A 13,477-nucleotide genomic window follows, 5' to 3' on the forward strand; every position below is an offset into this window, starting at 1 on the left:
TTTCGGGGGTCGTATGAACAAACCCTAACCGACCAAATCGTGTTCTTGGGCCTTTCGGGCCAAATCCATAAGGTTTTTGACCTGCATTTTCTTCATCAAATTAAACCGATGGGTCTCAATGGTCCGTTTGCTGTTCTGAAGTTTTTCCGAAATTTCTTTGTTGGTAAGTCCCGACAAGACCAGTTCCAATACCTGCAGTTCTTTATTGGTGAGATCAAAGGGGTTGGGTTTGGTCGATCCTTTCGAGGAAGCATTACCGGCTCCAGATCCGAAGAGATTGTTGACCAATACGTTCGATATGTCACCACTGAAGAATTTGCCCCCTCCATTGACGGTATGGATGGCCTTAATGAACTCGTTTTTATCGGTATCCTTCAAAAGGTAACCGTTCGCCCCGGCTTGTACGGATTTAAGAATGTACTCCTCGGAATCGTGCATGGATAGGATGATACTCTTGGTTGTAGTGGCGCCTTGCTTGTTCAGTCTTTCGACCGCTTCGATGCCTCCCAATCGAGGCATCCGAATATCGATAATGAGCACATCGGGGGTCAATTGTTCGACCATTTCCAATGCTTCCAACCCATTTGAGACCTCACCGATTACGTCAAGGTTATCCTCTTCTTCCAATAGGGCCCGAATGCCGTCACGAACCAAAGCATGGTCATCGGCTAAAACGATACGTACATTTTTTGAAGCATCCGTCATATGACAAAAATAACAGAATTCTTGAGGTGGCCTTATATCGAAAAGGGCCATCCCAACGATGTTGAAGATGACCCCTTTGAAGCAAAGTCCGTTTAGTAAATCCTAGTTGTCCTTTTTCGCTGTGGTGAACAGCGTTGGTTTGATGATCAGCATGGCCCATGCCCAATTCTGTGACCCCTTGAATTCGGTAGCGCCTGAACGAAGGGTTTCGAGCTCTTCAAGACCATCGGAGGCGAACAATTGGGAGTATCCGACCTTTAAGGCAAAGCCATTGAATTTCTGCGTGAGCACCAGGTCGATTTCGTTCCCCAAATTGCGCTCTCCATTGGGGGTATCTTCCATACCGGTGAAGTTCAGGAATTTGGTGAATAAGGTTGTTTTCGGCCCCAGGTTGAATACCGCACTTGCATGCAAGTCCAATAATCCAACGCGATTGACCCAGTTGCCTACATAAAAATGGTCCATAAAACCATTGAATTTATGATTGGTGCCAAAATGTGGTAAGAATGCTTCGGTACCATCGGTCGAGGTATCGTCTCCGCTGATAGCTTCGATCCCTAGACCAAGTGTCGTCTTGGCACCAGCCTTATAAGTAGCTTCCAACCCCAATAGAAAGGCGCCATCGATATCGATTCCGTTCACGAACTTACCGGTCTGTAAAAAGGCGTTTCCTGCCAATCCGAATTTGCCCTTCTTATAGGTCAAATGGGTGCCCGCGGTGAAGGTATTCCTAATGTCGCTAACATCCCCGGTCGTGGCATCGACCTGCTGAAACCCAAGATTGGCCAAGACCAAACTGGCCCCAAAGGCTCCAAATGATTTTTTGGCATATAGGTGTTGCATCGTCTTGTATTGGAACGGGTTGCCCGAGTTGAATTCGGTTCCTGAATTCTTGAATCCGAATAACGGACCGCCCTGACCGTCCAAATCTTGGTTGAAGGCCAGACCGAAATCCAACATAAAACCATTGGATCGGTATTTGATCATGGCGAGGTCATGGTAGCGTCCTTGCTGGGCCCAATCGAGCCCACCGAAATACCGTTGGTCGTCGTAAGACAGGACTTGCCTACCCAATTTGGTCGTCCAACCTTTGCCTAATTTCAATTCGGCCCAGGCTTCGAAAAGGGCAAAAGAGTTGTTGGCATCCACCGGTAGTATCTGTGGGTTTTCGCCCCAAATCTGAACATCTTGGATATTGATATAAATCGTGTATGCGGGTGCTTGGTATTTGGCCCCAAGCCTCGCCCTGGTGTTGGTGACAAAACCGGCATCTACCCCTTCAGCCTGTAAAAACTGGAATCCATTTCGGAATTCGGTACGGGGCCTGAACTGGGCATCAAGGGTAAATTGTGACCGCATCGATTGGATCGATAGGCATGCCAATATGAGTAAGGATAGTGATTTTTTCATGAGTGTTGTGTTAGCTGTTAAACAATGAAGTGCTTGTTAGTGTTCTAAAAAATCAATGAGGTGTTTTCTGTATTTGTAATAATCGTCATGGTCAAGGACGGCTTTTCTAGATCTCGGCCGTTCGAATCCGATGTTGAGTACATCGCCGATCTTTGCCCTAGGACCACTGGTCATCATGACCACCCGATCGGCCAAAAAGATGGCCTCATCAACATCGTGGGTAATCATTACGGCTGTAATTTTTTCTTTGTTCCAGATTTCGATCAGGATATCTTGCAATTCCCCCCTGGTCAAGGAGTCAAGCATTCCGAAGGGTTCATCCAACAAGAGCACCTTAGGCTTAATGGCAAAAGCCCTGGCGATGCCTACCCGCTGTTGTTCCCCTTGTGAAAGTGCTGTCGCCTTTTTATCAAAAGCCGTTTCCAAGCCTACTTTCTGGAGGTAGTATTTGGCAATATCCTTCCGCTGCGCTTTGGTGGCATGCGGAAAAACACGGTTCACGCCAAGAAGTACGTTTTGAAGCGCAGTCATCCAAGGCATCAAACTCGGAGCTTGGAAAATGACCCCTCTATCGGGACCGGGACCCTTGATGGGATTTCCCAATATGGAAATATGGCCCCCGCTGATTTCATTGAGTCCGGCGATCATCGAAAGCATGGTGGTCTTCCCACATCCCGAATGCCCGATAATGGTAACGAACTCCTCTTTCAGGATTTGAAGGTCCAAATGTTCCAAGACCACATAATCGCCTTTGGGTGTGGGGTACACTTTTTTCAAATCCCTTAGGTCCAACATCACCTTGTCCTGTGGAAAGACGATTCCATTTTCATGGGCCTGTTTGGCGGTTTCGACTGCTATTGTTGTTTCCATCTGTTGCATATTTGATTAGGCGACATAACTCTTCGGGCGCAAATCGGGCAATTCATAGACCAGTTTTGAAGCTGATTTTCGCTCTTCCCCGATTCCCATTAAATATTCAATAATGGCATTTCGGGTCTTCTTATACTCCGGATTATCGTTTAGTTCCGTTTTGTCACGGGGCCGTTCAATATCGATTTTGAACTCAGGCCCTAAGGTCGCATTCGGTCCTGGTCGAAGCGGAATGATCCTATCGGCCATGTAAATGCCCTCGTCGACATCATTGGTAATCAAAAGGGCGGTGCGCTTGTCTTTGCTCCAGATCTTCAAGATCTCATCTTGCAGATTACCCCGGGTCAAGGCATCAAGAGCACCGAGGGGTTCGTCCATAATGATCATTTCCGGGTCCATGGCAAGTGCACGGGCCACGGCCACCCGCTGGCGCATACCTCCAGAAAGTTCTTTCGGTCGCTTATTGATGGCAGGATATAGGTTGACCATTTTTACATAGTCATCGACCCGTTGCTTGACTTCCTTTCTGCTGTATTTCGGAAAGGCCTCCCGTACGGCCATGGCCACGTTTTGCCCGACGCTCAACCACGGCAGCAAGGAATAATTTTGAAATATGACCCCTCTTTCGTGACTGGTGTCGACCACGGGTTTTCCTTTAAAAAGAACAGATCCGCTTGTCGGTTTCAACAGACCGTTGATCAGGTTGACCAAAGTGGTCTTTCCACTTCCGGTGAAACCGACAATCGCTACGAATTCCCCTTCTTCAATCTTCAAATTGATATCGGTAAGTACCTCAGTGCGATGGACCCCTTCGCCATAAGTCTTGTGAATGTTCTGTAATTCCAGATATGCCATTGCTAAAGGTTTTAGGCCATTGCATTTTTATTGAACGATACCGCATTTTGGATAATGAGCATGACACGATCCAAAAGGAAACCGATAATCCCGATAACGAACATGGCCACAATGATCTTCGAATTCGAATCATTGGCCCCGTTCTGGAACTCTTCCCAAACAAACGATCCCAAACCCGGGCTTTGCGCCAAAAGTTCAATGGCAATCAACACCATCCACGCTACCGATAGGGTAATTCGCAAGCCTGTAAAGATCAAGGGTAAGGAAGAAGGTAGGATCACCTTGAACACCTTTTGCAAGGGACCCAACTTCAATACTTTGGCGACATTGATGTAATCTTTATCAACCGTTGAAACCCCCATGGCCGTATTGACCAAGGTGGCCCACATGGCACAAAGACCTACACTGATGAACGAAATGATAAAGGCACTGTCTTGATTGGAATCCTTGGTCATCGTCTTGACGATCATAAACACCAAGAGCAGCCAAACCACCGGTGATACAGGTTTGAAGATCTGGATCAACCAATTGAACGAATTCCGTAAGGTCTTGCTCAAACCGATGATGATCCCGATCGGCACGGCAATCATAAAAGCCAAAACGAAACCAGCGAAAACCGTCTTTAAACTGGTAAAAATCTGATCTACGAAAGAAGGTCGCCCCGTATAGGTTATCGGGGTTTTGCCCTCCGCTTTTCTTTTGGCGTTCAAAGCGGCCGTCTTTTCCTTAAAGGCCAACTTATCGGCACTGATGACCTTGTGATCGGCAATCAAGGTGTTGAACGAAGCCCAAACTTGGCCTGGAGAGGGCAGGGTGTTCGGTTGACAGCTCACATCACCCGATGCGATACAGGCTTTCATTTGATCAGCGGCGTCTTGACCCTGCTCGGTCAAGGCCTTGTCGATTTTATAATCAGCTTCCACATTGAAGAGCGCCTGGGCCCCGAAGTGCCACAGAACGATGAACAGTATGATGGATGCCATGGGCACCAATACTTTTCGTATCAGTCCTTTTCCGTTGAATTTGGGGATTTTCAATTCAAGTCTGGAAGACAGGATCTTGAATAGTCCGGTCAGCTTGAATGCTTCCGATTTGTTGACACTTACACTTTGCTTCATGATCGTAAGGTTTGGAAGGTTTTAAAGCGATGAATCGTCTTTGTTCCCGATCTGGAAACTGTTGATGTAGCCTATAGGGTCTTTTGCGTCATAGGTCTTCCCATCGATGAAGTCTGCCGTTGCGGGCTTATATCCATCGGTTTGTGGAATATCACTTGCAGGGATATGGCCCTCTTCTACCAAGAGATTCGCAGCTTTTTTCCATATGTCAGGGCGATAGATATCCTTTATGGTAGCCTCGTACCAAGATGCCGGTTTCGCTTCAGGTATCTGCCCCCAGCGACGCATTTGGGTCAAAAACCAAATGCCATCGGAATAAAAAGGATAGGTCGCGTTGTATTTATAAAAGACATTGAAATCAGGCATCGAACGCTTGTCCCCTTTTTCGAATTCGAAGGTGCCGGTCATGGAGTTGGCCAAAACCACTTCATCAGCTCCTACGTATTGGGGCATTGACAGGATTTTGACGGCCTCATCGCGATTGCCGGGCTCATCAAGCCATTTGCCGGCACGGATCAGTGCCTTGGTGACCGCAATGGCGGTATTCGGATTTTCGTCAACGAATTTTTTGGTCATGACGAAAACCTTTTCAGGATTGTTCTTCCAGATATCATAGTTGGTCGTGACAGGAACACCGATTCCTTTGAAAACGGCTTGCTGGTTCCACGGTTCCCCGACGCAATAGCCATAAATGGTACCGGCCTCCAAGGTGGCGGGCATTTGGGGGGGTGGAGTGACCGATAGCAATACTTCCGCATCGATCTGACCTTGAACGTTATCGGCCGTATACATTCCCGGGTGGATCCCTGCTGCCGCCAACCAATAACGGATTTCATAATTGTGCGTTGATACTGGGAACACCATGCCCATTTTAAAAGGCTTTCCGTTGTTCTTATAATCGTCGATTACCGGTTTCATGGCATCGGCTTTGATGGGGTGTAAGGGTTTCCCGTCGGGGCCTTTTGGTACATTGGGTTTCATTTTCGACCACACATCATTGGAGACCGTGATACCGTTTCCGTTTAAATCCATAGAGAAAGGTGTGACCAATTCAGCTTGGCGACCGAATCCGGCACCGGCCGCTATGGGCTGACCGGATAGCATATGTGAACCATCCAATTGACCATCGATGACCCGATCGAGTACGTTCTTCCAGTTGGATTGCGCCTCGACGGAAACGAAAAGCCCTTCATCTTCAAAGAACCCTTTTTCCTTGGCTATGGCCAAAGGGGCCATATCGGTAAGCTTGATAAAACCAAAGGTCAGTTGGGGTTTTTCAATCTCCAAGGTGGAAGTCTGAACTTCCGTTTGGGCCAATTCGTCGCCTTTCTTGGTCTGCTTTCCGCCGCAGGCTACCAATAGGAGCGCGACATAAAGGCTTAAACTTTTTGTGAGCATTGCTTTCATTGTTCTATCTTTTGTTTGTTGATTACTGAATCGAAACAAACCTACGTAATTAAAATACGTATTTATACTTATTTAAAATATTTGTTACGTATTTCACGTAGATTTCAAGGAAGTGAAATGCCGGTGGGTAAATTTTGATCATTCGCAAATCGAATACCCTTGGCATTGTCGATTCGATAAATTTTTAAGAAACGGTTTTCGTTCGGTAAACGGGGCCTGGGTGTAGTTTCAATGAAGCACCTTATATATAGGAATAAAGGACCCGTTGGAATTCCTCATCATAAAATGCCGCATGTTCCGCAACGACTTCGCCAATTACGATAATACCGGGTTTATTGACATCGATAGCCTTAAAGGCCCTTTCGGCCATTCCCAAAGTAGTTGATACACATTGCTCGCTCTGAAGCGTCCCGTTTTGTATCAAGGCGATCGGCGTAGAACCAGAGCGGTAAAGGGCTACTTGCTTTGCGATTTCGCTGATTTTACGCACCCCCATCATAACGACCATAGTTGCCGAAGACTGGGCCGCCAATAGTAAATCGTTCGAAAAACCACCTGATTTGGTCGTAGCGGTCACCACCCAAAAGCTCGTACTTACCCCGCGTTTGGTCAAGGGTATGCCCTGCATCGCAGGCACTGATATCGCACTGCTTACACCAGGTATGACCTCTACCGCGATACCGAACGTTTCGAGGTATTCGATTTCTTCCGATGCCCTTCCGAAAACAAAGGGATCTCCCCCTTTTAATCGTACCACCCGGTCGTTGGTCAGGGCACTTTCCAACAACAGCGCATTGATCTCAGTTTGGGTCAAACTGTGCTTTCCACTACGTTTTCCTACGTATAAAAGCCTTGCGTCTTTTTTGGCATGCCGCAATAGCCTGGTATTGACCAAAGCGTCATACAAAATCACATCGGCTCTTTCAATTTCACGCAAACCTCCAATAGTAATAAGGTCTTCACGGCCAGGCCCGGCTCCAACCAAGCATACGGTCTTAAAACTTTTTGGTGGCGTTTTCATATTTCCAGGCTAGGTGAATTACTAAAATCTCAACAAGAATACGTAATTATTTTCATATTATTAGATATAAAATAAGTATTTATACGTAACATTGTTCCTAATTATTGTAACAATGCAAAGAATCATAGTTATCGGCAACGGCATGGTAGGATATAAGTTCTGTGAGAAACTGGTAGCCCTTGCAGCACCGGGCAGTTTTGATATTACCGTGTTCGGTGAAGAACCCAGGCCCGCATATGACAGGGTCCATCTCAGTGAATTTTTCGATAACCAAGACGCCCAATCGTTGGAATTGGCTCCACCCCAATGGTATAGTGACCATAACATCACTTTGATTACCGGTGAATACATTACGGATATCGACAAGGAAGCCAAAACCGTCTTTACACGTTCTGGACAACCCCATGGGTACGACCAATTGGTTTTGGCTACCGGTTCGGTACCCTTCGTGCCTCCGATCCAAGGTGTTGAAAAAGAAGGGGTCTTTGTTTACCGAACCATTGAGGATCTTGAAGGGATGCTTGCCTATGCCCAAGACATACATGCCAAAAAAACCAATGGCAGGGCCGCGATTTTAGGAGGGGGCTTGTTGGGACTTGAAGCAGGAAAAGCCGTTCTTGATATGGGATTGGAACCCCATGTCGTCGAATTCGCTACCAAATTGATGCCGCGTCAATTGGATGCCCGTAGCAGCAAAGTATTGCAGTTGACCTTGGAAGGATTGGGCATCAACATCCATTTGGGAAAGGCCACCAACCGGATTCTGGGAAATGGATGCATTACCGGTATGGAGTTCGGCGAAGATGATGCTCTTAAAGTCGATATGTTGATCATATCAGCAGGAATCAGACCTCGTGATGAGCTGGCCAAGACCTGTGACCTTAAAACGGGTACTCGTGGAGGTATTGTTGTCGATTCGAGCATGAGAACCTCCGATCCATCAATTTATGCCATAGGTGAAGTCGCACTCTATAATCAAATGATCTACGGTCTAGTGGCCCCGGGCTACGATATGGCCCATGTAGCTGCTAATCAAATCGTCGGTAATTCCGAAATCCGAATGGCGGAGGCTATCGATATGTCGACCAAATTAAAATTGATCGGGGTCGATGTGGCCAGTTTCGGCACCCCCTTTATGCCCGCTGACCAAGGGCACTCCATCATTTTTGAAAATAAGACCAAACAACTATACAAACGTATCAATCTCAGCCATGATGGTAAGACCCTCCTTGGGGGCATCCTTGTCGGTGATGCCGAAGATTACAACATCTTGCATCAAATGTATCTCAACGGCATGGCGGTACCAGAAGATCCTGCCCAACTTATCTTGCCGGTTTCGGATGGGGCCACACCTCTAGGCAATGTCATGGATTTACCCGATACGGCCCAAATCTGCTCTTGCGAAAGCGTGACCAAGGGCCATATCTGTGGCACCATTGCTGACGGAAAAGCTACCGATCTTGCCGGCGTGGTAAGTCAAACCAAGGCAGGTACCGGATGCGGAGGCTGTAAACCCATGGTGAAAAACTTGACCGAAGCCACCCTGAAATCCATGGGTATTGCCGTGAATGATCATATCTGCGAACATTTCGGATACAACCGTCAAGAATTGTATGATATCATCAAAGTCAAAGGGTACCGCAATTTCAATGAAGTCCTCGACCATCATGGAAGCGGGCACGGTTGTGAAATATGCAAACCCGTCATTGCTTCGCTGATGGCCACGATCCATGCCGATACGGCGAATAAGGAATACGCCATCCAAGATTCGAATGATCGGTTCTTGGCGAACATCCAACGCAACGGCACTTATTCCATCGTACCCCGTGTACCCGGAGGTGAAATCACGCCCGATAAACTGATCGCTTTGGGTGAAATCGCAAAGAAATATGACTTGTACACCAAAATCACCGGAGGGGTGCGCATCGATCTATTCGGTGCTACCTTGAAGCAATTGCCCTTGATTTGGAAAGAACTGATCCATTATGGCTTTGAAAGCGGACATGCATACGGCAAATCGCTCCGTACGGTAAAAACCTGTGTCGGTTCTACTTGGTGCCGTTATGGGATGGATGAAAGTGTAAGCTTTGGTATCGAACTTGAAAACCGTTATCGTGGAATCCGCGCGCCACACAAGATCAAAGGGGGCGTTTCAGGTTGCATTCGAGAATGTGCCGAAGCTCGCGGCAAGGATTTCGGACTCATCGCGGTTGAAGGGGGATGGAACCTCTATGTCGGTGGAAACGGTGGTGCCAACCCGAGACATGCCGAGCTATTGGCCGAGCAAATCGACAATGAAACCGTCATCAAGTATATCGATCGGTATCTGATGTTCTACATGCGAACCGCCAAACCCTTGCAACGTACAGCAGCATGGCTCGATAACCTCGAAGGCGGGCTTGGGTACCTCAAACAGGTAGTCATCGAAGATTCGATAGGAGTCGCCCAAGACCTCGAAGATGAAATGCAGACTTTGGTCAACAAGTACGAGTGCGAATGGACCCAAGCGGTGAATGACCCCGAAATGATGAAACGTTTCAATCACTTCGTCAATAGCGAAGAAGACGATGACACCTTGGTATTCGTACCGATGCGTGATCAAAAAATGCCGAAACAGTGGCAGAAAGTCCCCTTGGCAAGCCCAAGTATTTCTTAATCAAACCGTGAACCATGGATACTGTCCTAGCCAATAGCCAGCCCTTGAAAGAAAAAGATGTGCATGTCTGGTTCAAAGCCGCCAGAGTCGATGCTTTTCCAGAAGACGGGGGTGCCTGTGTAAAATATAAAGACCTACAAATCGCCGTATTTAATTTTACCCGCCAAGGCAAGTGGTACGCATGCCAAAACCTTTGCCCACATAAAATGGAAATGGTCTTATCCCGAGGGATGATCGGTGATGCGAACGGAATGGCAAAAGTCGCCTGCCCACTCCATAAAAAAACCTTTTCCTTAGAGAACGGTGAGAACCTGAACGGAAGCCTTCCGGCCCTTACGACCTATCCGGTGAAGATTAAAGACGGTTTTGTGTATCTTGGTTTTTCCGAATGAAGAAAAAACCCAATGATGGTGGCCTCCGAAAAACTGAGCAATGCGTTCGAGCGGTTCGATGCGGCGAATGCCGAAGACCCCAACCATGAGGTCTTCGAAGGCCGGGAATTGCCCAAAGAATTGCTTTACGCCCAGCGGATGAGTGCGGTACTGAAGGCTTTTGATCCAGATGCTTCAGAAGCTTTACAGCTGACGGCCCGCTGCCAACACATCCGCAGGTGGGAAATCCCACGTGACCGCTATGAAATGAACCGTGTGGGTTACTTACAATGGCGGAGGGCCCTTAAAACCTACCATGCCGACATTGCTGCGGAAATTTTAACCGATGTGGGCTATGGCCCCGACCTGATCGAGCGGGTACGTTTCCTTTTATTGAAAAAGAAGCTTAAAATAGACGAGGAGACCCAAACCCTTGAAGATGTTATCTGCTTAGTGTTCTTACAATATTACTACGAACCGTTCTTGGTCAAACACGATGATGCCAAAATCGTTTCGATCCTTCAAAAAACTTGGAAAAAGATGTCCGATAAAGGGCAAAAAGCTGCCTTGCGATTGGATTTTTCAAATCGGGGAACTGAATTGATAACGAAAGCATTGGGCCAATGATCGAACGAGCAAGTGGCGCCCCAAATGGTGGATCTCGCGGGTTGGATACCGAAACCTTCCAGCGGGTACAACAGTGGTATCTGCTGGCCTTGGCCGCTATTGCCCTTACCGTGATCGTTGCCCAGATTTTGATCCAACAGCATTTGGATGGCCAATTGGATGATTCACGGGTCATCAATGTGGCCGGTCGTCAACGGGCGTATAGCCAAAAGCTGGTCAAAGAAGCCTTACAATTGAACGCCATTCGTGACCTTGCCGAACGTGAAGCCGTGACTAAAGCCCTGAAGCAAACCCTTTATGTATGGACGGTCTCACATCGAGGCTTGCAAACCGGAAATGATAGTATCGGACTGCCAAAGGAGGAAAACCCAGAAATCTTGGCACTGTTCCAAGAGGTATCCCCCCACCATGCCGCCATGGTGGCTTCGGCACATGAAATTCTGGAAACAGCAGAGGTCCATTCCGATTCAACCGCGTTGGCTATTGAAACGCAGTTGGCGAACATACTCTCGAACGAACAGCAATTCCTCCGGAAAATGGATGCCATCGTGAATGCCTATGATGTCATTAGCAAACAACAACTAGAGCAATTGAAATTGAAGGAGTTCCTCTTGTTAGGGGTTTCATTGCTGATCCTTCTGCTCGAATTGGTGTTTATTTTCAGACCTATGTCATTCCAAATCAGGGAGACAATCGCCGATCTTTTGCGGGGCAGGCAGCAATCTGAAGAAGACAACGAACAAATCAAAAAAATCTTTAAGGAAAAGGAGGAATCGCTTCGCGAACTCCAAGAACTCGGATTTGCAATCGACAATGCAGCCTTGTTCGCCGACCTATCTATGGACGGATCCCCCTCCTTCATCAGTAAAAAGTTCCTCAACCTTTTGGGAGAGACCGAAAAACCGGCAAAAAACCATCTTTCCGAAATCTTGACCCAAGATGAAGGACAGCAACAATACCTTAGGGAAGTCCTATCCTCTAAGAACAAAAATATCAGGACGGAAGAAATCGAAATCACCACCAAATCGAAAGAACGTATCTGGCTTGAAATGTCGATCATTCCTATTTACCAATCCCGCGAAAAACAAAGTTTGTTGATTTTATGCTCCGATATCACAGAGCGCAAGAAGACCCAACATATGGTTGAGCAGCTCACCAAACAGAACTATGAAGAGCGGATCAAACAGAAGCAACTGCAAGCCAGTCAGGTAGTTGCAGGGCAAGAGGAAGAGCGCAAGCGTATCGCCAAAGACATTCATGACGGTATCGGGCAAATGCTGACCGCCCTGAAATTCAATATCGAATCGATCAATCCGAAACAACGGGAAAAGACCGAAGAAAAAATCGCCTATCTCAAAGAATTGACCTCCGAATTGATCAAAGGGGTTCGCACCGCGACCTTCAACCTTACCCCCCCGGAATTGGGGGATCATGGTATTTTTCCGGCCTTGCAGAAAATGACCCAGGAGTTGAGCAAACTCACGGGTAAAAAGATCTTGTTCGAAACAAGGGCCGAGAACCCCATCCGATTCGAACCCTTGGCGGAGACGAACATCTACAGGGTCACCCAAGAAGCGGTCAATAATGCCATAAAATATGCCGATGCCAATTATATTTTGGTCAGTTTGAATGTCACGGAAGACTTATTGAGCGTGGTCATCGATGATGATGGCAAAGGCTTCGACACCACTATTCTTGACAAGGCCCCTAAAAACAACAGTGAAGGCGGCATGGGTGTGTTCTTTATGAAAGAACGTATGGGATATATCAATGGTCGGTTGTTTTTCAGCTCAACGCCAGGTGAAGGCACCCGAGTGACCTTAAACTATACGTTGAACCAAGACAAAGCAATGCTTCATGGAACGGAATGAACTCTACCCCGTATTCTTGAAGGTCAACAACCTCCAGGTATTGATCGTTGGAGGAGGCCATGTGGCCGAAGAAAAATTGACCTTTCTGCTGAAATCGAGTCCGAATGCGATAGTCGATATGGTGGCACCCATGTATCGTAAAGGTACGCTCGAAATTGCAAAGAAACACCAGGTTCGCATGCACCATGGCCCTTATCGAAGGCGTTTTTTGAAAAACAAGCACATCGTAGTGGCCACTACCGATAGCCCGAAGGTTAACGAACAGGTTTATGCCGATTGCAGAAAACGTTCGATATTGGTTAACGTAGCCGACAACCCTCCCTATTGCGATTTTTATATGGGGGGAATCGTCACCAAAGGGAACGTCAAAGTGGCCATTTCGACCAACGGCAAATCGCCGACAACGGCCAAACGCTTGCGGCAATTTTTTGAAGATGTGATTCCTGAAAATATCGATGATCTTGTACAAAACCTAAACGAATACCGAAAAACCATTAAAGGTGATTTTGAGGAAAAAGTGGAAACATTGAACGAATTCACCAAAGGTCTGGTGAACAAAAAATGAG

The 13,477-nt window shown here is 47.2% G+C and carries 12 protein-coding genes; 5 read left to right on the forward strand and 7 right to left on the reverse strand.

Annotated elements, in window-relative coordinates; all coding sequences use genetic code 11:
• Window positions 1-24 precede the first annotated feature (24 nt).
• The 7 genes from ABV409_RS02730 to cobA all read right to left on the reverse strand — a co-directional run bounded on the left by ABV409_RS02730 (window position 25) and on the right by cobA (window position 7,386).
• Window positions 25-705 carry a response regulator transcription factor gene (locus ABV409_RS02730; RefSeq protein WP_353876010.1) on the reverse strand — a complete coding sequence of 227 codons (681 nt, stop codon included), beginning with the start codon at window positions 703-705 and terminating at the stop codon, window positions 25-27.
• A gap of 102 nt (window positions 706-807) precedes the next feature.
• Complete coding sequence (locus ABV409_RS02735) at window positions 808-2,115, reverse strand: alginate export family protein (RefSeq protein ID WP_353876011.1); 1,308 nt, start codon at window positions 2,113-2,115, stop codon at window positions 808-810.
• A gap of 36 nt (window positions 2,116-2,151) precedes the next feature.
• Window positions 2,152-2,985 (reverse strand): ABC transporter ATP-binding protein, encoded by an 834-nt coding sequence (locus ABV409_RS02740; RefSeq protein ID WP_353876012.1) that lies wholly within the window; start codon window positions 2,983-2,985, stop codon window positions 2,152-2,154.
• 15 nt (window positions 2,986-3,000) lie between these two features.
• Window positions 3,001-3,840, reverse strand: coding sequence for an ABC transporter ATP-binding protein (locus ABV409_RS02745; protein WP_353876013.1), 840 nt, complete (start codon window positions 3,838-3,840; stop codon window positions 3,001-3,003).
• Between the two features lie 11 nt (window positions 3,841-3,851).
• Window positions 3,852-4,958, reverse strand: a complete 1,107-nt coding sequence (locus ABV409_RS02750; RefSeq protein WP_353876014.1) for an ABC transporter permease — start codon at window positions 4,956-4,958, stop codon at window positions 3,852-3,854.
• 21 nt (window positions 4,959-4,979) lie between these two features.
• Window positions 4,980-6,365, reverse strand: a complete 1,386-nt coding sequence (locus ABV409_RS02755) for a CmpA/NrtA family ABC transporter substrate-binding protein (protein WP_353876015.1) — start codon at window positions 6,363-6,365, stop codon at window positions 4,980-4,982.
• 241 nt (window positions 6,366-6,606) lie between these two features.
• Window positions 6,607-7,386, reverse strand: a complete 780-nt coding sequence (gene cobA, locus ABV409_RS02760) for a uroporphyrinogen-III C-methyltransferase (protein ID WP_353876016.1) — start codon at window positions 7,384-7,386, stop codon at window positions 6,607-6,609.
• 112 nt (window positions 7,387-7,498) lie between these two features.
• Between cobA and nirB the strand changes: the two genes are divergently transcribed.
• Genes nirB through ABV409_RS02785 form a run of 5 tightly spaced genes read left to right on the forward strand, consistent with a single transcriptional unit; the run spans window position 7,499 to window position 13,476 of the window.
• A complete protein-coding gene (gene nirB / locus ABV409_RS02765; RefSeq protein WP_353876017.1) occupies window positions 7,499-10,042 on the forward strand; it encodes a nitrite reductase large subunit NirB in 2,544 nt (847 codons plus the stop codon).
• Between the two features lie 14 nt (window positions 10,043-10,056).
• Window positions 10,057-10,434 (forward strand): nitrite reductase small subunit NirD, encoded by a 378-nt coding sequence (gene nirD / locus ABV409_RS02770; protein ID WP_353876018.1) that lies wholly within the window; start codon window positions 10,057-10,059, stop codon window positions 10,432-10,434.
• A gap of 12 nt (window positions 10,435-10,446) precedes the next feature.
• Window positions 10,447-11,040 carry a DUF4202 domain-containing protein gene (locus tag ABV409_RS02775; RefSeq protein ID WP_425589989.1) on the forward strand — a complete coding sequence of 198 codons (594 nt, stop codon included), beginning with the start codon at window positions 10,447-10,449 and terminating at the stop codon, window positions 11,038-11,040.
• Window positions 11,037-12,911, forward strand: a complete 1,875-nt coding sequence (locus tag ABV409_RS02780; RefSeq protein WP_353876019.1) for a sensor histidine kinase — start codon at window positions 11,037-11,039, stop codon at window positions 12,909-12,911. Before ABV409_RS02775 ends, ABV409_RS02780 begins: the two co-directional genes overlap by 4 nt.
• Entirely contained in the window at window positions 12,898-13,476 is a 579-nt protein-coding gene (locus tag ABV409_RS02785) for a precorrin-2 dehydrogenase/sirohydrochlorin ferrochelatase family protein (protein ID WP_353876020.1), read from the forward strand. Before ABV409_RS02780 ends, ABV409_RS02785 begins: the two co-directional genes overlap by 14 nt.
• The last annotated feature ends 1 nt before the right edge of the window (window position 13,477 follow it).

Origin of the sequence: Flagellimonas algarum, assembly GCF_040513375.1 — a bacterium.
Classification (GTDB): domain Bacteria; phylum Bacteroidota; class Bacteroidia; order Flavobacteriales; family Flavobacteriaceae; genus Flagellimonas_B; species Flagellimonas_B algarum.

What these genes read in the sequence shown, in the direction of transcription:
- ABV409_RS02730 (WP_353876010.1), bottom strand. Translation starts at nt 705, where the DNA reads ATGACGGATGCTTCAAAAAATGTACGTATCGTTTTAGCCGATGACCAT.
- ABV409_RS02735 (WP_353876011.1), bottom strand. Translation starts at nt 2,115, where the DNA reads ATGAAAAAATCACTATCCTTACTCATATTGGCATGCCTATCGATCCAA.
- ABV409_RS02740 (WP_353876012.1), bottom strand. Translation starts at nt 2,985, where the DNA reads ATGGAAACAACAATAGCAGTCGAAACCGCCAAACAGGCCCATGAAAAT.
- ABV409_RS02745 (WP_353876013.1), bottom strand. Translation starts at nt 3,840, where the DNA reads ATGGCATATCTGGAATTACAGAACATTCACAAGACTTATGGCGAAGGG.
- ABV409_RS02750 (WP_353876014.1), bottom strand. Translation starts at nt 4,958, where the DNA reads ATGAAGCAAAGTGTAAGTGTCAACAAATCGGAAGCATTCAAGCTGACC.
- ABV409_RS02755 (WP_353876015.1), bottom strand. Translation starts at nt 6,365, where the DNA reads ATGAAAGCAATGCTCACAAAAAGTTTAAGCCTTTATGTCGCGCTCCTA.
- cobA (WP_353876016.1), bottom strand. Translation starts at nt 7,386, where the DNA reads ATGAAAACGCCACCAAAAAGTTTTAAGACCGTATGCTTGGTTGGAGCC.
- nirB (WP_353876017.1), top strand. Translation starts at nt 7,499, where the DNA reads ATGCAAAGAATCATAGTTATCGGCAACGGCATGGTAGGATATAAGTTC.
- nirD (WP_353876018.1), top strand. Translation starts at nt 10,057, where the DNA reads ATGGATACTGTCCTAGCCAATAGCCAGCCCTTGAAAGAAAAAGATGTG.
- ABV409_RS02775 (WP_425589989.1), top strand. Translation starts at nt 10,447, where the DNA reads ATGATGGTGGCCTCCGAAAAACTGAGCAATGCGTTCGAGCGGTTCGAT.
- ABV409_RS02780 (WP_353876019.1), top strand. Translation starts at nt 11,037, where the DNA reads ATGATCGAACGAGCAAGTGGCGCCCCAAATGGTGGATCTCGCGGGTTG.
- ABV409_RS02785 (WP_353876020.1), top strand. Translation starts at nt 12,898, where the DNA reads ATGGAACGGAATGAACTCTACCCCGTATTCTTGAAGGTCAACAACCTC.